The 22905-nt window shown below is 60.4% G+C and carries 20 protein-coding genes; 4 read left to right on the top strand and 16 right to left on the bottom strand.

Annotated elements, in window-relative coordinates:
* Window positions 1-164: 164 nt before the first annotated feature.
* The 4 genes from NMG46_RS17475 to NMG46_RS17460 all read right to left on the bottom strand — a co-directional run bounded on the left by NMG46_RS17475 (window position 165) and on the right by NMG46_RS17460 (window position 3095).
* Window positions 165-1550 (bottom strand): hypothetical protein, encoded by a 1386-nt coding sequence (locus tag NMG46_RS17475; protein WP_254818882.1) that lies wholly within the window; start codon window positions 1548-1550, stop codon window positions 165-167.
* 123 nt (window positions 1551-1673) lie between these two features.
* Entirely contained in the window at window positions 1674-2198 is a 525-nt protein-coding gene (locus NMG46_RS17470) for a GNAT family N-acetyltransferase (protein ID WP_302895874.1), read from the bottom strand.
* A 73-nt stretch (window positions 2199-2271) separates the two neighbouring features.
* Window positions 2272-2655, bottom strand: a complete 384-nt coding sequence (locus tag NMG46_RS17465) for a hypothetical protein (protein WP_254818880.1) — start codon at window positions 2653-2655, stop codon at window positions 2272-2274.
* 26 nt (window positions 2656-2681) lie between these two features.
* Window positions 2682-3095 (bottom strand): hypothetical protein, encoded by a 414-nt coding sequence (locus tag NMG46_RS17460; protein WP_254818879.1) that lies wholly within the window; start codon window positions 3093-3095, stop codon window positions 2682-2684.
* 196 nt (window positions 3096-3291) lie between these two features.
* On the opposite strand from NMG46_RS17460, the gene NMG46_RS17455 reads away from it, so the two are divergent.
* A complete protein-coding gene (locus NMG46_RS17455; protein ID WP_254818878.1) occupies window positions 3292-4707 on the top strand; it encodes an adenylate/guanylate cyclase domain-containing protein in 1416 nt (471 codons plus the stop codon).
* A 51-nt stretch (window positions 4708-4758) separates the two neighbouring features.
* On the opposite strand, the gene NMG46_RS17450 is transcribed toward NMG46_RS17455, so the two are convergent.
* The 8 genes from NMG46_RS17450 to NMG46_RS17415 all read right to left on the bottom strand — a co-directional run bounded on the left by NMG46_RS17450 (window position 4759) and on the right by NMG46_RS17415 (window position 15567).
* Entirely contained in the window at window positions 4759-5238 is a 480-nt protein-coding gene (locus NMG46_RS17450) for a class I SAM-dependent methyltransferase (RefSeq protein WP_254818877.1), read from the bottom strand.
* 208 nt (window positions 5239-5446) lie between these two features.
* Entirely contained in the window at window positions 5447-6628 is a 1182-nt protein-coding gene (locus NMG46_RS17445) for an ABC transporter permease (protein WP_254818876.1), read from the bottom strand.
* Complete coding sequence (locus NMG46_RS17440) at window positions 6625-7623, bottom strand: ABC transporter permease (protein WP_254818875.1); 999 nt, start codon at window positions 7621-7623, stop codon at window positions 6625-6627. Before NMG46_RS17440 ends, NMG46_RS17445 begins: the two co-directional genes overlap by 4 nt.
* A gap of 2 nt (window positions 7624-7625) precedes the next feature.
* Window positions 7626-9524 (bottom strand): ABC transporter substrate-binding protein, encoded by a 1899-nt coding sequence (locus NMG46_RS17435; RefSeq protein ID WP_254818874.1) that lies wholly within the window; start codon window positions 9522-9524, stop codon window positions 7626-7628.
* Window positions 9521-11416 carry an ABC transporter ATP-binding protein gene (locus NMG46_RS17430; RefSeq protein ID WP_254818873.1) on the bottom strand — a complete coding sequence of 632 codons (1896 nt, stop codon included), beginning with the start codon at window positions 11414-11416 and terminating at the stop codon, window positions 9521-9523. Before NMG46_RS17430 ends, NMG46_RS17435 begins: the two co-directional genes overlap by 4 nt.
* Before the next feature lie 149 nt (window positions 11417-11565).
* Entirely contained in the window at window positions 11566-12906 is a 1341-nt protein-coding gene (locus tag NMG46_RS17425; RefSeq protein WP_254818872.1) for an adenylate/guanylate cyclase domain-containing protein, read from the bottom strand.
* Window positions 12907-12957: 51 nt separating this feature from the next.
* On the bottom strand, window positions 12958-14343 hold the full coding sequence (locus NMG46_RS17420; protein WP_368389306.1) for a nucleotide sugar dehydrogenase: 1386 nt from the start codon (window positions 14341-14343) through the stop codon (window positions 12958-12960).
* A gap of 63 nt (window positions 14344-14406) precedes the next feature.
* Window positions 14407-15567, bottom strand: coding sequence for a DUF3095 domain-containing protein (locus tag NMG46_RS17415; RefSeq protein ID WP_254818912.1), 1161 nt, complete (start codon window positions 15565-15567; stop codon window positions 14407-14409).
* Between the two features lie 92 nt (window positions 15568-15659).
* Between NMG46_RS17415 and NMG46_RS17410 the strand changes: the two genes are divergently transcribed.
* On the top strand, window positions 15660-16748 hold the full coding sequence (locus tag NMG46_RS17410; protein WP_254818870.1) for a glycosyltransferase family 4 protein: 1089 nt from the start codon (window positions 15660-15662) through the stop codon (window positions 16746-16748).
* Window positions 16745-17521, top strand: a complete 777-nt coding sequence (locus tag NMG46_RS17405) for a polysaccharide deacetylase family protein (protein ID WP_254818869.1) — start codon at window positions 16745-16747, stop codon at window positions 17519-17521. The genes NMG46_RS17410 and NMG46_RS17405 overlap by 4 nt, the downstream gene beginning before the upstream one ends.
* A gap of 51 nt (window positions 17522-17572) precedes the next feature.
* Here NMG46_RS17405 and NMG46_RS17400 read toward each other — a convergent pair whose 3' ends face one another.
* The 4 genes from NMG46_RS17400 to NMG46_RS17385 all read right to left on the bottom strand — a co-directional run bounded on the left by NMG46_RS17400 (window position 17573) and on the right by NMG46_RS17385 (window position 22128).
* Entirely contained in the window at window positions 17573-18427 is an 855-nt protein-coding gene (locus NMG46_RS17400; protein WP_254818868.1) for an MBL fold metallo-hydrolase, read from the bottom strand.
* A gap of 122 nt (window positions 18428-18549) precedes the next feature.
* Window positions 18550-18999, bottom strand: a complete 450-nt coding sequence (locus NMG46_RS17395) for a cyclic nucleotide-binding domain-containing protein (protein ID WP_023675957.1) — start codon at window positions 18997-18999, stop codon at window positions 18550-18552.
* A 157-nt stretch (window positions 19000-19156) separates the two neighbouring features.
* Window positions 19157-21871, bottom strand: coding sequence for an ABC transporter ATP-binding protein (locus NMG46_RS17390; RefSeq protein ID WP_254818867.1), 2715 nt, complete (start codon window positions 21869-21871; stop codon window positions 19157-19159).
* Window positions 21872-21888: 17 nt separating this feature from the next.
* Window positions 21889-22128, bottom strand: a complete 240-nt coding sequence (locus NMG46_RS17385; protein ID WP_254818866.1) for a hypothetical protein — start codon at window positions 22126-22128, stop codon at window positions 21889-21891.
* Between the two features lie 79 nt (window positions 22129-22207).
* Between NMG46_RS17385 and NMG46_RS17380 the strand changes: the two genes are divergently transcribed.
* On the top strand, window positions 22208-22876 hold the full coding sequence (locus NMG46_RS17380) for a class I SAM-dependent methyltransferase (protein ID WP_254818911.1): 669 nt from the start codon (window positions 22208-22210) through the stop codon (window positions 22874-22876).
* Window positions 22877-22905: the final 29 nt, after the last annotated feature.

Genomic DNA, 22905 nt, shown 5'->3' with positions numbered 1-22905 from the left:
CTGCACGGCCAGGCTATTCACAAGGATGCACCGATAGCCGTCGACGAGCAAGCGGCAGCGCAAATGGGCATCGAGCCATCCGTGTGGGTCCGGTGGCAGAGCGCTACGCATGACCTCTTGATGCAACGGCTGGCTCGCTGTCAGCTTGCGGTTGTGACTTAGGCTCAGGTCGGCTTGATCTCTGCCTGGCCGATCTTGCGCCATCTGGCGTTTTCGCGAACCAGTTTTAGGCCGTCGGTCGTCTCGGCAAATGTCCGCAATCGGTATTGCCGGAGCAGGTCCGGGAAGAGCGCTCCTTCCGGCAGGCCGGCAAGCTGCTCGCGGACTGAGATCTTTTCATCGATGACCCGCATGCCCCAGGCATTTTCCCGAACCTGCAGCTCCGCAGCCAGATCGCGCTCTTCCGGCGCGTTTTCGTCTAGCGCGGCCAGAAGGATCGAGTGGAAAAGCGCTACATAGCCAATCTGTCTCAGGCCCCCCACGACCCGCGCGCGCGGCAATATGGCAAGGACGAGGAATGTCAGGAACAAGTTCGGCAGCAGCACGCCGTCCAGCAGCGCCTGCCTGAGATAGGGCCGCTCGAACGGGATGGAAAGACCTTGCGGCCTGTCGGGCTCGATCAGGTGCCCGTTCTCGAGAACGAGCTTGCGCACGCGCTCCTCGCGGATGCCCCAGAAATAGTCCGTGGCATTGGGCAGGAATCTGCCAAATGGGCTCGATGCGGCATCTTGCCAGGCACGTTCGAGACGCCGGCGTCTTGCGGGTTCAATGAGCAGTCTGGAAAGAAGGCTGCCGTCATATTCCAGATGCCGCGCCATGGCAGCCGCGGCGGTCCGATCATCGATGAAAACCGGCAGGGCCATGCCGGCACGATCCCAATTGGCGACCAGGTCCTTGTTCAGGGCAGTCAGCGCATCGGCGGCGGTTTCAAACACCTTGTCCTGGCTGGCAAGCAGTGTGCCCAGCCAGCGGCTGGCATCCGTTTCATCGCCCACCGCTTCGAGCGCGCGCTTGTTGAGGGAGACGGGACCGGCCACGCAGGCGCTTTTGCGGCACAGTTTGTGGCGCCCCATGCCGAACAGGTTGACCTTGTCGTCGCCGACATCGAGCCATCCCGGCCCCTCCCGGCCAACTGTCTCCATGGTCATCGTCGTTCCCATGAAGCCGACGAAGGCCGACAGCCCGTTTTCGACCGCGCCGAGCCAGGCAAGCAGGAGGGCATCGAAGGTGATCCGGTCCATCAGAAGCAGGCAGTGCAGGCCGGACTGAATCACCGGTCTGTGCTCGAACTCGTCGAGGGCTTTGCCGATCTCCTCAGGCTGCATGATTTTACCGAGGCGCTGATGCAGGACTTCGCGCAGGATCGAGCGGGCAGCGATCGCCGGGCCCGATGCAGGCCTTGCCACCGGCCGCCACAGATGGTGGGCGTAATCGGAAACCGGTGCATTCCAGTTCTGCTCGATGTCGCGCACGACCTCCGGGCAGAGCAGCGACAGCACAGCCAGAATTTCCAGCGGAGGGGTAGGGGTTGGATCAAAGACGGCGGTCATTGGTCCCGTCTAACCGCTTGCGGTGTAAACGCCAAGCGAGAGCAGACTTGGTGGATGCAGCCCTGTTCGCTGACTCGGCACGAATTGTCAGATTGGCTAAACAGCTAAGGCAAACGGCGGATCTTAGAACCGCAGCCGGGCCATGCTCAGGAGATCGTGGTACTGCCCGTCGGTAAAGCCGGCCTTCACATGCCGGCCTTCGATCTCAAAGCCGTGGCTCTTGTAGAGACGGAGGGCCGGTTCGTTGTCGGCATAGACGGTCAATTCGACTCGCTTCAGGGCGCGCCAGTTGTCGGCCACGTCAAGCAGCGCGCCAAGTATGGCAGAGCCGATACCTTTGCCGACAAAGGCATCGTCAAGGCCGATATTGATCTCGCCGATGTGCGAACGGCGGGGTGAACCCTGCACGACCAGGCTGCCGTGGCCGACGACCTTGCCGTCCAGCTCGGCAACGATCCAGGTGGTTTCCGGGCCGGACTTGGCGATGCGCCGCGCCACCTGCTCCACCATCTCAAAAGGCATCCTGAGCGTGCCCTGGCGGAAGCCCGGCATGTTGAAAATAGCGCAAAGCGCCTCTGCATCGCTTGGCCGGACGGACCGGAGCAGCGGCTGGCTTTTCTCGGAGGGTGGCGACGTCGTGCTGGTCATGGAGTTCCCGGCGAAGGCAATCGGCCCGGTACGATGCACCGGACGCCACCTGAAAATCCAGCCGTCTCTCAACCTATGATGCCGATTGCGAGCTGAAATACCGGGAGGCGGCGTAGAGTTTGAAGACGCCGCTGATGCCGATCCAGCCGAAAAGCGTGAGCCAGCACAATGTCCCGATCGCCGTCCAGTCGATCCGGTGCACCGCAGCGTCGGTCATGACGACGCCGAGGATGGCAAGCAGGCCAACCAGAAACTGTGCCAACCCGAGCACCAGCAGTTCCTCGCGCGGCGCGCTTCTCCAGACGAGATATATACCGCCCGCACCGGCGAGGAAGATTGCGCTGTAGACCTGAGCGTGGAAGGCATCGATCGGCCATGGCCAGATGCCACGGAATGTCAGGGGAAACAGCAACAGGCCGACGCCATAGAGCCCAACGATCGCGGATTCCACCGGCATGTAGCCGCGCCATGCGGGATTTAAGGTCACGCCTTTCGCAGAAGGACGGGCTCTGGCCCGCCACAGGAACAGCCCGATACCGCGACCGAAGCAAGATAGACCAAAAACCACAGCCAGGGCGCTTTGCGCTCGAAGTTGAAATAGCCGAGATTGATGAACGAAGCCACCGACACGATGACGGTGAAGATGAAGGCCATGACGAGCACGAGCCTGCCGGGCGACCAGCGATTCCAGACCAGCAGCGCCGCCATCACGATCATTTCGGCGGTGTAGAAGCTGCCGAGAAAGCGCGCATTGAACGGCGTGACGGCCCAAGGCCAGCCCGGTTTGACCAGAACAGGCACGAAAAACAGGCCGGCGCCTACGATCAGGACGATGATGACGACCGCAGAGAAAAGGCGCAGGGTCGCGGGAAATGGCGGATTGTCGGATGTCGGCATGGGAGAAAATCCCAAAGATAAGGCTCCATGGACCATCATAATGCTGCTTGCGGCCGGTTAAAATCGGTCTAAGTGAACGGTCACCAGGCTTATCCATTCGAATGGCCGTACGGTTCGTTTCGAAGTAAGATGGAGCATTCGGACCAAAGACCGGTCCGGTCAAAACGCCACGGGGTGCATTTTCCGGAGCCTGCCAATGAACGAAGCTCAGGATCTGTTCTCTCTTCTGCGACAATCGGCCGATGTCGATCCACAGGCGATCGACGCGATAAAGCGAACCATCGCGGAGGGCGAGGACCGCGAACTTTGCCGCATCAATGCGCCAGCCTTCGCCAGCAAGCATGGCCTCGACGAGGAGCGCGCAATAGGCGCCTTTCTCCATGCCGCGCGGGTGGGCATCTTCGACATTTCCTGGAATGTTCTGTGCCCCGGCTGTGGCGGCGTGCTCGACACCAACGCCACGCTGAAAACCCTGCAAAAGGACGAATACACCTGCGCGCTGTGCTCCGAGGGCTATTCACCGACCCTCGACGAGATGGTCGAGGTGACATTCACCGTCAGTCCTCGCGTGCGCAGGATTGCCGCCCACAATCCACACGAACTGCCGGTGGCGGAATATTTCCGCCAGATCTACTGGGCGTCCGGCGTCGATCTGCCGGAAGAGCATTTCGCGGAAAAGATGGAAACGTTCTCGCTGGAGGATATCGAGCTTGCGCCCGGTGAAAAGGCGGTTCTGCCCATACAGCTTCCGTCCGAATTCATCATCGTCTTCGAGCCGGTCACCCACTCGGCGCAGTTCATTGACGGGAAGGGTGAACCAACAAAGGAGCGCCGGAGCCTCTCTTTGGTTTTCGACCGCGACCATGTCCAGAACCAGACGCTGGAGATGCAACCCGGCCCGTTGCGCATTTCGCTGGAAAACCGGACCGGCACCCGCGTGCTGCCGACGGTCTTCATCGCCAGCCAGGCATTGCATGATTTCCTGGGAAAACGCCGGCCCTTCCTGACCGCCAAGCGCCTGCTCACCAACCAGACGTTCCGCGATCTCTATCGCACGGATACACTCGACATCAACCAGCGCCTGAAGATCACCAGCCTGACGTTCCTGTTCACCGACCTGCGCGGATCGACCGAGCTTTACGAGCGGGTGGGCGACCTTTCAGCCTTCGATCTCGTACGCGAGCATTTCCAGGTTCTGCACGAGATCGTCACGGCGGAGGCAGGCGCGGTGGTGAAGACGATCGGTGATGCGGTGATGGCGACCTTCGCGACGCCCGATCGTGCGATCGCTGCAGCCCTCAGGATGCGCGATGCCATGCGTACGCTCAACGACAAGAGCGGGCGCGAGGATCTGCTGCTCAAGATCGGAGTCCATGCCGGCCCCTGCATCGCCGTGTCTATGAATGAGCGACAGGACTATTTCGGCCAGACGGTCAACATTGCTTCGCGGGTCCAGAACCTTGCCAACGCACAGGCGATCTTCGCCACTCGAGCGGTGGTCGACGACAATCTCACCGCTGATCTCTTGCACAGGAATGCGCTGACGCCCGTGCCCCACGAGGTCTCGCTGCGCGGCATTGACCGGGAGATAGCAGTATACACGATCCCCTGAAGGTTCGGCCCCTGAAGGCTTGGCCCTGAAGATTTGGCTCGTCCCGGCCCCTCACGCACGCCTATAGATAAAATAACGATCGGCGGGAACCGAAGGTGGCGGCGGGAGGCGTTGCAACTGCGGGTGATCGAGCGGCGTGCCGCTGACCGCGATGCCGCCGACGCGAAGTAGGCGCGCGGTCAGATCGGGAAGCCAGGTAGAGATCACTGCATCGCGATCTTCATAGCCGGTGCCGATGTCGGCATGAACAAGGGCGGCGTCGATGCCAATGAACCTGCTCGCCGTCTCGCGTATTTCGCCGAGCACGAGGTTTTCAGCTTCGGGAATTGAGCTGGCGTGTGCGGCAAGTGCACGGTCGAACGCTATGATCCGGCGTCCGGGCAGGCGCTCGCGCAGATGGTGGAACGTCCGGCCATTACCGAGGCCGAGCTCGAGCACGGGGCCCTCTATCTTCGCCACCTCGGCGCAGACATGATCGAGTATGTCGCGCTGTGCGGTCATCCTCCGGATGAAACTGTCGAGGCGACTCATGCGCGATTGTATCTCCTGAACAAGTCCACGAAATCAACTGCCCCCGACCAGAGCGTTTCGCGGCTGAAACCAGAGGCGACGTGTTAAACCCCGATCGAGTCTTGCCGCGTGTAGAGGCGAACGATGAACACTGCAACAAGGGAACAGGCTGCCGACAAGGATCATACCGGGTGGAGTCGGCGGCGCGGCGCGCGGCGGAATGGTGATGTCACTTGTAGGGGTCCGCGGCGTCCCGCAACCCATCGCCGAGGAAGTTGAACGCCAAGATGACGAGAACGACGGGGAGCATCGGCAAAAGCAGCCATGGATAGAACGCGATCACGCTGACGCTGCGCGCCTCGGTGAGCAGGATGCCCCAGCTGGTTATCGGCGCCCTCAGGCCGAGCCCGAGGAAGCTCAGCGCTGTCTCGCCCAGGATCATGCCGGGTATGGAGATCGTTGCCGTCGCGATCAGATGCGACATGAAGCCGGGGATGAGATGCCGCCGTATAATGCGGCTGCTTCTGGCGCCCATCAATTGCGCGGCCAGAACGTAATCCTCCTCGCGCAAGGCTAGAAGCTTCGAACGCACGGCCCGCGCCAGTCCGGTCCAGTCGAGCAGCCCGAGGATGACGGTAATGCCGAAATAGATCAGGATCGGACTCCAGGTTATCGGCATGATCGCCGCCAGAGCCAGCCATAGCGGAATGCTGGGGATCGATTGCAGAACTTCGATTATCCGTTGAACGATCAGATCGAAGATACCGCCGTGATAGCCGGCCAGTCCGCCGATGACAATGCCGAGCAGGAAGCTGAAACTGATGCCGACGAGGCCTATTGTCAGTGAAATGCGTGCGCCATAGATGATGCGCGACAGCACATCGCGCCCCAGCCTGTCAGTGCCGGCCAGAAAGAGCTGGCCGTTTTCGGCGGGGCAGACAAAATGCCTGTCACCTTCGATCAGGCCCCAGAACCGGTACTTGTCGCCCTTGCAGAAGAAACGGATCCGCTGAACATCATCCTGTTGCTCGATGTAGTTTCGCTTGAGCGTGTCCATATCCAGCGTCATCTGGCGGCCATAGACGAACGGCCCGACGAACTGGCCGTTGTGGAACAGGTGCACCCGCTGCGGCGGCGAATAGATGTAGTCCATGTTGCGCGTGTGCAGATCGTAGGGCGCCAGGAACTCGCAGATCAGTATCCCGAAATAAAGCGTTGCCAGGAATATGCCGGATACAAGGGCAAGCCGGTGCCGGCGGAATTTCCACCACATCAGCCGCAGCTGCGACGCCTGAAAGACCTTCTCCTGCTCCGGCGTCATCGCCTCGACCGACTGCAGGTCAAAGGGCTCGATGGAAACGTAGTGTTGCAGTGGGGCACCCGGAGCGGGCAGCGGCGATTGCGTGTTCATTTGGTGCTGCCGCCTTGCAAACGAATTCGCGGATCAAGTAGCGCCAGCGCCAGGTCGGAAATCAGGACGCCGATGACCGTCAGGAAGGCGAGGAACATCAGGAACGACCCTGCGAGATACATGTCCTGGCTTTGCAGCGCCTTGATCAGCATCGGCCCGGTCGTCTCCAAAGACAGCACGATTGCCGTGATTTCGGCGCCGGAGATGATGGCCGGCAGGATAGAGCCGATATCTGAAATGAAGAAATTGAGCGCCATGCGCAGCGGATATTTGACCAGCGCCCTGAAGGGATGAAGGCCTTTGGCGCGCGCGGTCACGACATATTGCTTATGTAGCTCATCGAGCAGATTGGCTCGCAGCCGCCGGATCATGCTTGCCGTGCCCCCGGTGCCGATGATCAAGACCGGAATCCAGAGATGGGCGAGGATCGACTTCGCCTTGGCCCAGCTCATCGGCTCGCCGAGATATTGCTGGTCCATGAGATGGCCGATAGACGTGCCGAACCAGATGTTGGCGAAATACATCAGGATCAGCGCCAGCATGAAGTTCGGAATCGCAAGGCCGAGAAGGCCGAAGAAAGTCAGGCCGTAGTCGCCCCAGCTGTATTGATGCGTGGCGGAGTACATGCCGATCGGAAAGGCGATGAGCCAGGTAAAGATGATCGTGACGAAGGAAACCAGCACCGTCAGCCACATTCGGTCCCCGACGACGTCGCGAACCGGCAGCTCATATTCGAAGGAATAGCCGAAATCGCCGTGCAGCATCCCGCCGACCCAGTAGAAGTAGCGAATGACCGGTGGCTTGTCGAAACCATATTCCTTGCGCATCATCTCGATGCGATCGGAATCCACCGCTTCGCCCTGAGCCCGAAGCTCGGCAACATAGCTGTCGAAATAGTCGCCTGGGGGAAGTTCGATGATCGTGAACACCAGTGCCGATATGACCAGCAGCGTTGGAACCATCACGGCGATGCGCCAGACCAAATATCGAAGCACGCTCAGGACTCTCCAAGCCAGAATGTATCCGGCATATAGACACCGAAATAGGCGGTCGGGTCGTAGCCGTAAAGCGCCTTGTCGGGCAGATTGCGCAGCCGCGAGGATGCCAGAACCGGCTGATGCGTTCCGTTCACCGTGCCGATCGAAAACACCTGATCGGTATAGATCGACAGCATTGAATTCCAGATCTCGGCGCGCTCCGTGGCTTCGGTCGATGCGTTCCAGCGCTTGAGTAAATCCATCAACTCGACCACGGGCGGAAGATCCGGCGCTTCGCCGACCTTGCCACGGGACAAGTAGTGAGCACCCCAGAGCGGCCATTGCAGCTGGTCGTCGACGGTGGGGGCCAGTTGGTAGGGGTTCATGTCGGCGGTCGGCACGCCATTGTCGATGCCCGACCACATCGACATCATGATCTGGCCACCAAGCGCGCGGCTGCGGAAGATGTCGCGCTGCGAAGTCCGGATGAACAGAGCGATGCCGATCTTGCGCCAGTGATCAGTGATGAGCTCGAGCGCGTCGGTTTCCAGCGTGCTTTCGCCGGCCGTTTCCACCACGAGCTGCGCCGGGCGTCCGTCGGGAAGTATCCGCAGGCCGTCATCGTCACGCGCCTGAAGCCCGACCTCGTCGAGCAGGGCATTGGCCTGGTCGGGATCATGGGCGACCCAGGCTTTCGCGAATTCCGGCCGGTAGAGCGGGCTCTCCTGCAGGACCGTATCGGCACTTTCCTGCGCCAATCCGTAGAACACGGCCAAATTGATCTCGCGCCTGTCCACAGCGAGCGAAAGTGCGCGGCGCACGCGCACGTCACGAAAAAGGCCGCGCCACACTTGGTCGGCACAATTCAGATTGGGCAGCAGCGCCAGCCGCGAACCTTGTGTGCGTTTCCAGAGATGCATCTTCACCGGGTAGCGCTTCTCCGCATCCTTCAGGAAGGCGTAATCGGTGAAGTCAATTCCCATGCCTTGCAGGTCGCTCTCGCCCGCACCGGTCTTGGCGGAAATGATCGCCGACGAGCTGACGTTCATGACTATCCGGTCGACATAGGGCAGTTGCCGGCCATTCTCGTCTATTCGATGAAAGAACGGGTTCCGCTCGAAGACGAACTGCTCAGCCGGCGGCTTGGTCCGGTTCTGCCAGGGATCGAGCGTCGGCAGTTCCGGGTTCTCCGGGCGATATTGCCGCGACATGCGGATATGCAAGAGCGTCCATTTCTTGGCCCGGTTCTCCTTCATTAGGCCGGCGAGCCGGAATGGATCCTGGTATTTCTTGTGGAACTGCTTGAGATAGGCGGCCGGCAGAACAAGCGATAGGGGCGAAGCAGCGGCGAGCTTGGGCAGGAAGTCGGGATTGGGCGCATCCCAACTGTAGCGGACCGTCAACGGATCGACGATCTCGAAGCGTGGCGGCTTGCCGTCCGCCAGCAGGGCCGGGGCGAGCCCGCCTTGCGAAAGCTCATCGTTCAGCCAGACATCTTCCCAGCAATAGCGAAAATCCTCCGACGTCAGCAGGCTACCGTCAGACCATTTATGCCCTTCTCGTATCTTGAAAGTGAAGACACGGTCATCCGCTACATCGAAACTTTCGAGAATGTCGGCTTGCAGGTTAAGCTTTTCGTCATAGCCGACCAGGCGAGCGTACCCGTAGATCGTCATCATCCGGATATCTTTCTGGCTGCCGATGATCGTGCGCAGCGTGCCGCCATATTGGCCGGGCTGCCGGCCCATCGCAGCGAGATTCAACGCGCGCGGGCGCTTGGGCAGGCGTTCGGCCAGTGCCGGCAGCGCCCTGGCCTTCAGCTGCGGCTGAAGAAATTCCGGCTCCAGATCGCCGGCGCGCAACGTGCCCGGCAGAAATGCCGAAGCCATGAGTCCAAGGACGGTGCGCCGGCTGATCAATGGCGTAGCTCGCTGACATCGGCCGAACGTCGCGCCAGCACGAGGTGGCCGCCGCCAAGATCGAGCGGCGACAGCATGTCCTCGTCGCCCTGGTCGCGGAATTGCGGTCCCCACGCGCTGGTGTCGGAAGCGCCGCTGAGCTTCAGAGTCTTGAAATCCATCGGCCTGTCGAGATCGGGGAAAGGGACTGCGGCGACCAGTGAGCGCGTGTACGGGTGGACCGGTTTCCTAAGCAGAATTTCGCGCGGCGCTAGCTCGACGATACGCCCGCCGCACATCACCGCGATGCGGTCTGCCATGTAGTCCACCACCGCCAGGTTGTGGGATATGAACAGGTAGGTCAGGCCCAGTTCCTTCTGCAGGTCCTTCAGAAGATTCAGGATCTGCGCCTGGACAGAGACATCGAGTGCCGAAACTGGCTCGTCGCAGATCAGGAGTTCAGGCCCCAGCGCCAACGCGCGCGCGATGCCGATACGCTGACGCTGTCCGCCGGAGAAACTGTGCGGATAACGCTTTATGAAGCGCGGGTCGAGTCCGATTGCCTGCATCAGGTTCTTGACCGTGGCGAGTCGGGACGCGGCATTGCCACGTTGATGGATTTCCAGCGGCTCGCTCAAAATGTTTTCCACCGTCATGCGAGGTGAAAGCGACGAAACCGGATCCTGGAAGACCATCTGGATTTTCGCGCGCAGCATGCGCAGGGCGTCTCCCTCGGCTTTCAACACGTCGATCGGACCATCGCGGCCGTTGAAGATCACAGAGCCGCCGCTAGGGGTGACAGCCCGCATGAGGACCTTGCTGACGGTGGTTTTGCCGGAGCCGCTTTCGCCGACAAGACCCAGGCACTCGCCCCGCCTGATATCAAAGCTCACGCCGTCCACGGCGCGAACAGAGGTTTGATGACCTCCGCCGAACCATCCGGACTTGCGGATCGTGAAGGTCTTTGTCATATCCCTGACCGACAGCAGGAGGTCGTCCGGCCCCTTCGATGCCGGCGCCGTCTGCTTGCCGAGCAGGTTCCCGACATTCACCGGCACCTCGCGGAGCGCCTTTAGCCTTTCGCCGGGCTTCAGGTCGAAATGCGGAACGGCTGCCATCAGGCCCTTCAGGTAAGGGTGGCCCGGCCGGCGGAATATCGCCTCCACAGGTCCCGCTTCCATGATCTCGCCATGGTACATGACCACCACCTCGTCGGCGACATTGGCGACTACGCCAAGATCGTGCGTGATCAGCAGCATCGCCATGTTCAGCTTCGTCTGAAGCTCGCGCAGCAATTGCAGGATTTGCGCCTGGATGGTGACGTCCAACGCCGTTGTCGGCTCGTCGGCGATCAACAGGGCGGGCCGGCAGATAAGCGCCATGGCGATCATGGCGCGTTGACGCAATCCTCCCGAAAGTTCAAAGGGATACATGTCATAGGCGCGCTTGGGGTTGGGAAAGCCGACAAGTCCGAGCATTTCCTCGGTCCGCGCCTTGCGCTCCACCCGAGCCGTGGGCGTATGAATCTGCAGGGATTCGCTGACCTGATTGCCGATCGTATGCAGCGGCGACAGTGATGTCATCGGCTCCTGAAATATTTTGCCGATGCGGCTGCCTCTCAACGCCCGGATTTCGGGTCCGTCACGCGGCATCTGCAGGATATCCTGCGTCGTGCCGGGCTTTTCAGGATCGGAAAACAGGATACGGCCGCGAACATGGGCTGTGTTCGGCAAAATGCCCATCACAGCCTGGCTGAGAACCGATTTTCCGGAACCGGACTCGCCCACAAGCGCGGTAACCTTGCCGGGCAAGACGCGAAGATTCGCACGCCTGACGGCATGCAACGGTCCCCCAATAATGGCAAAAGAGATGCCCACATCCTCGATCCGCAGCAGATCAACGCCCAAATTCATTCTCACACCAGCCCCCACTCTGGCCGCTCAGAAGGCGAGACTAGCGCATTGCCAGCCTAGAGCAACTTGGATTCGAACAGTCGCCAGTTCCCTGGCGGAACCGGCGATCGGACTGCATACCAAACGCGTTCGGATCAGATCGTGGCGGTTTACTGGAGCTTCCTCGGGTCGCCCGCGGACGGCCGCGCGGCATTGCGATGAAGCAGCATGACCTGCTCGGCGTCCGATATTCGGTCGTAAATCGGCTCCAGCGCAGCGTCTTCGTCGAGCGAGAGAGCACCCGACAAATCGGGTGAAAGCACCGTTAGCTTCTGCCTGATGCCCGCCAGTTCCTCCATGCCGAGCGCCAGCCAGTTGTTGGCGCCGCAATAGCTGGCGAAGTCCTTGCTGGCGAGAACGGCGTGCGGATATTTCTTGGTCAGGGTCTGGAGGCGCTGGACCTCGTTTACAGCCGAGCCGAAGACGGAGAATGTGAGCCGGTCGGTAAGCCCGACATTGCCGAACATCACATTGCCGACATGCAGGCCGATACCATAGTTTATGTCGCTCAATCCCTGCTGCTTTCTGCGCAGATTGAGATCCATCATGCGCGCGGTGGCCTTGTGCGCTGCTGCAAGAGCGGCCTGGCAGGCGATCTCGGACTGTGAACGGTGCCTTGCGCAAGGGTAAACGGCAATGAAGCCATCCCCTATGAAACTCATGATCTGCCCGCCCTTGCGATTGAAAGGTGCAGCAGCGGCGTCGAAAAACTGGTTCAGCGTATCGATATAGACTTCGCGGCCGGAGGTTTCGGCAAGTCTTGACGACCCGCGCATGTCGCCCATGACCAGTGCCGCCCGGATTGTATCACCCTCGCCGCGCTTGATCTGGCCGTCGAGCACGCGCCTGCCGGCGTCGCCGCCGAGATAAGTGGTCATCATGTTGTCGGCAAGCTTGGTGAGCACCGCCATCTTGGTTGCGATAGCGAGATGGTTCTGGATGCGCAGCAGCGCCGCAATCATGCTGTCGCTGAAGCCTGCGGCACTGTCGGTGGACCAAGACCCGATCATGCCCTGACTAGTGTTGCCGCTGAAGGGATGGACGAAAGCCATGTAATCGGTGACGCCCATCAGCTTGAGGTCATCGAAAACAGGAAATTCCGACGGCACCGACGGGTCGAGCCGGCGCCGCAGATGGTCGAGCTTGTGGCTGAGCAGATGGTAGTATGGGCTGGTCAGGAATCTGTCGGAATGAACGCCGTTCTCCTTGCGGAAGCCTTCCACTTCCAGGCCCTGGCCGCGGAGCCAGGTGAAGCCGAGCGCGTCATAAAGCGGATGAAGCATCGAAAAGCTCAAATGCACCCGCTTCAGCGGCAGGCCGGCAGCAGCCAGCCGTTCACAAAAGCCCCTTACCAATGTTTCCAGGTCGTCGCCCGCCAACGCCGATTGCGTCAGCCAATCGGCAACCTTATCCATGAGAATGGCAGAAATTTCTGCTTGCGCTGTGCTCATGCTATCTCGAAATCTCCTTGATCCGCCACAAATTCGCCGGCTCGGACGCCGTCAGGCCTTCACCACCGTCTCTCGGGCCAGCCCGAGGCGGCCAAAAATATTGCGTGTGTCGACGATCAGTAGAGCGTGATCCGCGATCGCCTGATAGTCGATCGCGTCGTGGTCGGTTGCAACGACGACAGCGTCGAAATCCTTCAGGGCCACCTCGGTCAATTCGACCGAGCGACGCCCCTTGATCGCCATATGCTCCCGTGTGGTCGGGATTTCGGTAACATGCGGATCGTGGAATTCCGCCTTGCCGCCCCATTCCTCGATGAGTTCAATGAGCCGCAATGAGGGGCTTTCGCGGATGTCGGGCACATTCTTCTTATAGGCGAGCCCGATGATGAGAATGCGCGAGCGGCTGAGCGCCTTGCCGCAGCGCCGGTCCAGCGCCTTCGCCAGTTCATCGACCACATGACGCGGCATGGCCGTGTTGATCTCTGCCGCCAGCTCGATGAAGCGGGTCGGCAGTTCGTATTCGCGCGCCTTCCACGTCAGGTAGAAAGGATCGATCGGAACGCAGTGCCCGCCAAGTCCAGGGCCAGGATAGAAAGGCATGTAGCCGAACGGCTTGGTCTTTGCCGCCTCGATCACCTCCCAGATGTCGATTCCCATCGCACCGAGCACGACCTTCAACTCGTTGACGAGGGCTATGTTGACCGAGCGGAAGATGTTTTCCGTCAGCTTGACCGCCTCGGCGGTCGCCGTGGTGGAAACCGGAACGACGGTCTTGACCACGCCATGGTAGAAAGCCTGCACGAGCATCGCCGCCTCAGTGCCGTCACCTGCCACGACCTTGGGGATCGTCGCGACTTCAAAGCTGCGGTTGCCGGGATCCTCGCGTTCGGGCGAGAAGGCGAGGAAGAAATCTCTCCTCGACTGCAAGCCGGTTTTTTCCAGGATGGGCTTGATCACGTCGTCGGTGGTGCCGGGATAGGTGGTCGATTCCAGCACGATCAGCTGGCCGAGACGCAGATGCTTCGCGATGGTACCTGCCGTGTTCCTGACAAAGGAGAGATCCGGCTCGCGGTGTTTCGTCAGTGGTGTCGGAACGCAGATGATGATGACATCGCAAATGGCCAGTTCGGCAAAATCCGCAGTGGCGCGGAACCGTCCGCTCGCCACCTGGCCGGCAAGGGCTGTCGACGTCACCGCCTCGATGTAGGATTGGCCGTTGTTCAGGCTCTCGACCTTTTGGGCTTCGATGTCGAAGCCGGAAACCGGGAAGCCGGCGCGTGCGATCGCAACCGCCAGCGGCAACCCGACATAGCCCAGTCCGATCACGCCGACTTGCGCGGCACGCGTCGAAATCCGGGTCAGAAGACGGTCATATGTCGATCGTGAGGCGTCCAAAAATGTGCTTCCCGTCAATTCGGACAGGCCGTCCGCTTCCATGGTGAGGCTCACCGCTCACAAGAGCCCCGAGGCATATTGCGGAAAATCGATGTCCGCAAGCCGTCAGACCGGCACCTTCGCCTTAAGGCTCGCGGCAGCCATTGCATAGCCGCCGGCGGCGCCATCGATGAAATGAACGTGATCGCGCTGCAGCGGCGATGCGACGAGGCATGTCATCAAGGCCGATTTCTGGCGGTGCAGGCCATAGTTGCAGATGCCCGCCTCTTCCGCCTGTTTCAGCCGGTTCTCGATCCGTTGCAACACATCCGCGTCAACGTCGATGGTCATCTTCAAGCCATCGTCGAACTTCCGGAAATCCGAATTGCTGGCCACTTCGCGTTTGTAGATCTTCGGATCGAATCTGCCGATCGTCCAGCCATATCTATCCGTAACAGCCGTAAGCGTCATCAGGAACACTATCCACAGCTTCGACAGCCACCGCCGTCCTGCCGGCGCCATGGCCCGCGCCTCGATATCGAGGCCGGCGGGCAGCAAACTGTAGTCCGGCCCGTTCACTGGCACCGGGTGGCCATCGCGTTCCTGCCTGCCGGCTAGGGCGATAATGTCGGAAACCAGAAACTGAAAACCGCGCAAGTCGCGCGACGCCCCCGGTATGGCTATGATCGAGACGATTTCGCCATGCCGGGCTTCGATCGGGTTCCAGCGGCACGAGAGGCCGGTCAGATCCGGCCGTGCGCCGGCCGGCGCAGGATCGATGCGGTAGCGCCCGGCCTTCATCTCGTCTTCCGCCCAACTGCCGCCACCTCCGGCGAACATGGCATAGAAGACCGCATCGGAGGCTTGGAACCTCGCCACGCGAACGTCGAGGCCTTGCGCTCTTATATCCTTTATCGGCACGATTGCCGCACGCAAGGTCAGATCCAGTTCGTCCGCCACCCATCTCTGGACAGCCGCCAGCGCGTTGCGGGTGATCTCCAGCGCCGAACCGGGAAACGCCACGAGCGCGCCGTCGCCGCCGAAGACAAAGGGAAGATCTTGCCTACCCAGCGCATTGAGCAGCGCCGAAATGACGCTGGCACCGGCCATATTGACGGTTTTATAGCGCCCCGCCTCGATCGCCTTGGTAGAGCCGACAATATCTGCGGTGGCCAGCGCCCAGCCATCGGGGAGAGGCCGATAGTTATCGATATCGGCAACGCTTTCGAACCTGGCGAAGACCGGTAGGGAAGCGACAAACGGGTCGGACGCGGCAGCTGTTTCCATGAGCATCAGATAGCACATTCCAGTGCTTGAGGGTGAAGTCGATCGTGCTTCGAAATTGACTTGCGCAGGCTTTCCGATGATAGGGTCCGGCGATGCGAATTGCCTTCTACGCGCCGTTGAAGTCGCCCAATCATCCCGTTGCCTCCGGCGACCGTCAGATGGCACGGATGCTGGTCAAGGCGCTGGAGCATGGAGGGCACAGCGTCGAACTGGCATCCGAATTGCGCTTCTATCTACGCGAACCGGATTCGAAAAGTTTCGATGCGCTCAACATCGAGGCCCGGGAGGAAGCCGCGCGGCTGGCAGGGCTTTGGGATCGTGACGGCAAGCCCGATCTGTGGTTCACCTATCATCCCTATTACAAGGCGCCCGACCTGATCGGGCCCGAACTGGCGTTGGCCTTTGGCGTTCCCTATGTGACAGCGGAAGCCTCCTATTCGAGGCGGCGCAACACCGGTTTGTGGGCCGATACGCAAGCGTTGGTGGCGCGAGCCGTCGAACAGGCGGCACTGAACATCTGCTTCACGCAAAGGGATCGTCAGGGACTGGCAGATGCGATACCCGACGCCGCTTTCGGCATGCTTTCACCCTTCATCGACACATCGCTATTCCGGGAAACACCGGCACGGGGTTGTCCGACGCGCCTTGTTACCGTCGCCATGATGCGCCCGGGCGACAAAGTCGAAAGCTATCGCATGCTGGCGCAGGCGCTCGGTTCGATCGGTCATCTGCCCTGGACCATGTCGGTCGTCGGGGACGGACCTGCCCGCGAGGAGATCAAAGCGCAATTCGCCGGCTTGCCCGCCGAGCGTATCGAATGGCTTGGCGCGCTTGAGCCAGCCGCAGTGCCGGATGTCCTCTACAGTGGGGGAATTTACGTCTGGCCGGGTTTCGGCGAGGCCTATGGCGTTGCCTATCTTGAAGCACAGGCCGCCGGCCTTCCGGTTGTGGCTCAGGACGTCGCCGGCGTGCCGGAGGTCGTGCGGGATGGCCAGGCCGGGTTTCTCACCCCGCCGGGCGATGTGGCGGCGTTCGCTTCTGCCATTGAAAGGCTTCTGGCCCATAACGACGAAAGATCCATCATGGCCGCAGAAGCCAGACGTTTCATCCTCGAAGAACGTTCTCTCGGTGCTGCGGCGGCGCGTCTGGCCGAACTTCTTGCGAAGATCCCGGTCTCATGACATCCGATCAAATCTGGCAACCCTTGATGGAGGAACTGGCGAGCCGGCAACGGGCGGACCGTAAGGCAGAGTTCTGGCTGCGCGACGATGACGCCGTGGATCCGACGCCTGCGCTTGATCGGTTGCTCGACCTCACCGGTGAATTCGCGGTTCCGGTGACTCTGGCCGTCATTCCCGCCCTGACTGACGAGAAGCTTGTCGTTCGGCTTGACGAGGCGCCGCATGCCACGGTCGCCATCCACGGGTGGGCGCACCGAAATCATGCTCCGGAGGGCCAGAAGAAGCAGGAGCTCGGCGCGCATCGGCCACGCGAGGCGGTGCTCGATGATCTGGCTCGCGGGCTGTCGCACATAACCGGCCTGCACGGCGCACGTGCCGTTCCGATGCTGGTGCCACCCTGGAACAGGATCGACGCCGGCTTGGTATCCGAACTTGGATCGATAGGATTTTCGGCATTGTCGGTCTATGGGCCGCCAAGACCGGCTTCACTTGCGGTCATCAACAGCAATGTCGACATCATGGATTGGCATGGCACGCGCGGCTGCCGCGATCATGGCCTATTGGTTCAGGCCATCATCGCGCAGTTGCAGCATGCATTCGATGAAGGCGAACCGGTCGGCCTGCTCACCCACCATCTCGTGCATGATGAATCGGCCTGGCTCTTCCTCGAACGGCTGTTCACAGTCACCGCACAGACTGAAGCCTGCGTATGGCTTCCGATCAGGACATTGATCGGGCGCAGCGCCGGCAGAGCAATTCCAGGAAAGGTGTGAACGGTTTTCCGTCCGGAATTGCGTGAAAACAAAGAGATAGAGGAAAACAGCTCAGCGCTTTTTGCGCAATGAGACTGGAAACTTGAGCGCCTGGCCATCCCGCGCGGCAAAAGCGCCGGTAAACCTGTCTTTGGCCAGTTTCTCGATCTCGTCCAGTTCCTCGTCGGTCCGTGTCGGATCGTGGTGAAACAGCGCAAGCCTCCGCGCACCGGCCGCCTCGCAGAGCTTGACACCCTGTTGCCATGTCGAGTGCCCGTAACCGCGGCGGCGTTCCATTTCCTCCTCGGTGTAGGTGCAATCGTAAATGACGAGGTCGGCATCTTCGATCAGGCCGAGCACCGCCTGTTCGAGTTTGTCCGGCTCGTGCTCAGTGTCTGTGATCATCGCCACGACGCGGCCGCCCCATTCGACCCGGTAGCCTATGCAGCCGCCCGGATGGATAAGACTGCCGGTTCGGACCACCACCCCTTCGCGCGGGCGAAGCACGTCTCCGGATACGAAATCGCGATAGTCGAGGCTTGCCTTGCAGGCTTCCAGTTTCACCGGAAACCACGGCGGCTGCATGAACTCATCGACCATCTGCCGGGTCGTCATGTGTCCTGCAAGATGCCCGGACCAAAGCGTAACCTTGGCGCCCCGATCATAGATCGGCGCAAAAGACGGCAACCCGATGATGTGATCGTAATGGCAATGGGTGAAAAGCAGGTCGAAATCGGTCACGCCCAACGCCTGAAGTGCGGCGCCGGCAGGCCGTAGGCCAGAGCCTGCGTCGAACAGAAGCGTATGCTTACCGCATCGCATTTCGACGCAGATTGAGTTGCCGCCATAGCGAGAGAATTCTGGCCCTGATACCGAAATGCTGCCGCGGACACCCCAAAACCTGACCAGGAAAACGTTGTCGTCCATGCTACCCCTTCGCCCATCATATCCAAACAACTGCTGCTAGGCGAGACAGGCTTTCTCCGGGTGATCTTCTCAGCGAGAGGACAGTGCCGTCACGACGGCGAGGATCGGGCGCACGTCTTTCCTTATTTGGCGCTTCGTGCGTCGATCAGATCCGCGGTCGTATGGCTTAGGCGATCGGCAAGAACCCGCAATATCTCGATGGTCATTTCCGGAAACTCCCTCATAAGCCTCAGGAAATGATCCTTGCGGATTCTCAAGGCTTCCAGCGGACTTGCCGCTCTGACGGTGGCAGTGCGGGAGCTGTTGCACAATATGGCGATCTCGCCAACGATCGAATTTGGCTCCAGTTCGGCAACTTTTATCGGTCCGCTATCGGAATCGACAAGAATATCCGCTCTGCCTGAAAGGATGACATAGGCGGCGTCTCCCTCGTCGCCCTGCCTGAAAAGGATCTGGCCGGCGCTGTAGCTCACACGATCGGATGTGAACGCAAGCAGCTTGAGCTTTGTCGGCTCGATGGCAGAGAACAAGGGAACGCGTTGCAGCATTCCAACTTCATCCTTGAGCAGCATTGTCGCAAACCTTCCAAAATTCGCGTTTGCCAGACTAGAGCAAAGGACGCCCACATGGAATTAATTCTCTTTCCGGCATGGCGAGACAAACCACGCGAAAGGTGGCGAGCCCGATGTCGTGCACCCCCCAGAATGATCCATCTGAATGTCCGTTGCTCTATGACAACAGTTCCTTGAAGATACCGTTCCCCGCCAAAAGTGTCTCGTGTGTTCCGTCTTCCGCCAACTGACCCGAGTCGAAGACGACAACGCGATCGAACATCATCGCCATTGCCGGATTCGTCACGACCCACACAATTGCCGGCGAATGGCCGTCGCGCCTGGCTTCCTCGAGCACATTTCGCAGCACTTTATCCTGCATGCGCTGGTCGAGCGCCGACAGCGGCCGGTTGAGAATGAGAAAATCGGGACGCTTGAGCAAGGCCCGGGCAACATCGAGCTTCTGTCGCTGTCCACCGGTCAGCCGCCTCCCGCCGGAGCCGACGTTGAAGTCCAGGCCGACATCCAGAAGTTCGCCATAAAGCCCGAGTTCGTCAAGAATGTCATAGACGATGGAGCGTATGCGGTCGGGCGCGTCGGGATGATTGTTGCCCACACGCCCGAACAGGACATTATCCATGACGGTGGCCGCGGCAATGTATTTGGCAGGATCATACCGTTCGATCGCATTGTGCAACTCGGGCGGCAGGTCTTCATAGAACCGGTTGCGTGCAGCGACGATCTTGCTCATCAGCTCGTCGCTCAGCAGGCCGAAGCGGTGCCGGGGCTCGATGTAGGCAAAGCTCAAGGTGACGATCATGGCGCGATCGTTCTCCGAAACCGCCTCGTAGGGACGGTTCTTGAGCCGTTGCAGCAAGGTTTCGTAGGCGGGTATCTCCTCCGCGCTCATGAAGGCGAGCTGCTGGAAGAACTGGTGATCGGGCGGCAGGTCGGCAAACAACTCGATCGCCTGTTTGGCGATCTCCAAGCCCATTTCGTAGAGCGTGCGGTCGAGGCCGGCTTGCCTCAGCACGGAAGCAAAATAGGGATTGGCCGCCAGCGCCCTGTCGGCCAGTTCGGGGCCGGCGGCAGCGCCGAAGAGCAGGTTTTGGCCGATCGTTGCTTCCTTGTTGTAGGCGCCCGGTTCGAAAGGAACCACCAGTCCGCTCAGCCCCTCTTGTTCCAGCCGGGTCCGCAGCGCCGCACGCAGTTCGACGATCCGCCTGGCAAGCTCCGTGTGACGGGTGAGGTCAGCTGAAGAGCGCAATCCGAGATCCAGAATGTCACGCGACAGAACAACCGCGTCGAGCACCCGGCGCACTGCTTCAAAGAGGTCGTGCGGGCCGGTAGCGCCAGCGGAAGCATAGTTGATCCAGTCGCCGTGGATATCAAGATCCGGATTGCCCGACCGGCGCGCCTCGTGAATGTTCCAGCGGTGCTGATCTGCCGCAGCACCGTCATAAGGCACCGATGTCAGCGGCGCATGCTTCAACCCGTAGAGCAGGTTGTCGCGGAGGCTTGCCTGGAACAGGAAAACATCCGACGAGGCGTACGATATGCGCCGGCCGGTTACTGCTTCCGGGAGTTCAAGCAGGTCGTCCGTGCCCGAAGCGACCTTTCCGCTGTCCGGCCAGATCAGCCGCGCGAAGGCTTCTGCAAGCGCCTCCGCTCCACCTGTTGCGGTACTGACCAGTGCCACCGTCTCACCCGGCTTGACCTGGAGGGAGATACGGTTGAGGAGCATCGCACCGCCATCGTCTGCTATGGACAGATTGATCGCTGACAGCGGCTTGGTCATCGGATCGGGATCGTCCATCGTCAATGCCATGATACTCGGCGCGATGAGACCTTCGACGGTGAACTGTTCAACGACCTGTTGATATTTGACCTGGACATCCTGCCGATCCTGATCCCAGTCGATCAGTTCCTTCATCGGTCCGGGCAGGTCCTTGTAGGCGCCGATCACGGCCACGAGCTGGCCGACGTCCAGCCGCCCCTGGAGGACCAGATACCCGCCGAGCATGTAGAACAGAAAGGGCGTGAGCTGCGCGAGAAAATTGTTGAGGAACTTCACCATGAATTTCCATTGGTAAAGATCGAAGCGGATCTTGAAGATGAGCCCGAGCCGGGCAGCTATGTCGGCGCGCTCGTAGTTTGATGTATCGTGGACGTGAACCGTGCCGATGCCGTCGACGATTTCGCCAACCCGGCCCGAAAGCGCGCGCGCCGTCAACTGCCGTTGGCGCCCGAGCACGATCAGCCGCCGCCGCATTCGCGGGATGAGCACGATCTGGATCGCCACGATCACGACCGCTATCATTCCTAGCCAGACGTTCTGGATCATGATGAACAGCATGGCCGTCAGCGCTTGGCCGCCGAGCAGTACCGGCTGCAGGAAGGCGTCGCCGATGAAGCCGCCCAGCGGCTCCACCTCGTCCTTCACCATGGTCGCCACTTCGGCGGATTTCACCCGCTTGAAGTAAACCGGCGGAAACCGCAGCACACGGTCGACCAGATCGAAGCGGATACGCCGCAGCATGCGTTCGCCGAGGCGGCCCTTGTAGGTGTTGATGTAGAATTTGAACAGGCCGTTGATGACGACTAGCAAGAGGAACACAAGGCTCAGGGCAAACAGGGTCTCCTCGCGGTCGAGCTGAAAACCGGAGAAGAACTGGACCTCTCCAATGAACGGCAGGTTATAGTGTAGCCTCATGAATGGCTGGGTCGCGCCCGGTTGCTCGAAGCCGCGACCTTGGATCGGTCCGTTGACGATCAGCTTCGGCAGGTCGAAAGACATGAAATATGGGATCATCGAAAGCACGACGATCATCAATATCCAGAGCTGCTGCTTCTTGGTGTGCGTCCAGATATAGCGGGCTAGGCTGGCTTCCATATGCGACTGTGGACCCTTCAGTTGGAAGCGTGCAGGATGTAAAAGCACCTGCTGGCGAATGGCGTATCGGCAATTTCTTCATCGCCAACGAGCTGGCCAAACGGTCCGCGGCTTTCGTAGGGCTTTGGCGAACAGCTGAGCAGCACGAGGCCGCAGCTGCGCGGCTGGTGCTGGCGGATGGACGCCGATGATCCGGACAGATGCAATAGGCTCTCTCCGGCACCGGGCAATAGCCAAGCGGCTTGCAGCATGATCACGTCCGCGGAATCAAACAGTCTTGCGGGAGGCAAGATTGCGTTGTGTCGCCCAGAATCCCAACATACAAGACGAATTATGATGGATGTCACGCAACCACGCAATGCCATGGACTGGCATGAGCAAGCCTTGGACCTCACACGGGGAATTGCTGCTTATGTCAACTGCCCTCTCGTGGCAGGGCTGGCGCGCGTCGTCGCCAAGCATCCGAAGGCCGATATTGCCAACGCCTTCAACCACAAGCAGGTCGCCTGCAAGATGTGGGCGCTCGACAGGCTGTTCGAAAGCGGCGGCGGCCGCTTCGGGCGCATATGGGTTCTGGGTGGATGGTACGGCGTATTGCCGGCAATGCTTTTCAACGATGCCCGCTTCGACATCGCGGCGATCGATAGCATCGACATCGATCCTGAAGTCGCGCCGGTCGCCCGGACCCTCAACCGGGAAGCCGGCGACCGGTTCCGGGCGCTGACGGCAGATATGTACGCACTCGATTATGCGGCCGGGCGGCCCGACCTGATGGTCAATACGAGCTGCGAACACATAGCCGATCTGCGCGCCTGGCTTGCTCTGCTTCCGCCGGGCATGAATGTACTGCTGCAATCGAACGATTATTTCAGCGAGCCGACGCACATCAACTGCGTGGCTTCGCTTGCAGCCTTCGAGGAGATGGCGGCGCTACGGGAGGTGCGGTTCTCCGGCGAACTGCCGACAAAAAATTATACGCGCTTCATGCTGATTGGAACTGTTTAATGCATTTCGCCCAAAGTGCGTAGCGGTTT

The organism is Mesorhizobium sp. LMG 17147, assembly GCF_024297145.1.
Taxonomy (GTDB): Bacteria; Pseudomonadota; Alphaproteobacteria; order Rhizobiales; family Rhizobiaceae; genus Mesorhizobium.
The sequence above is the reverse complement of the archived record's forward strand: the minus strand, read 5'-3'. Positions and strand labels throughout refer to the sequence as shown.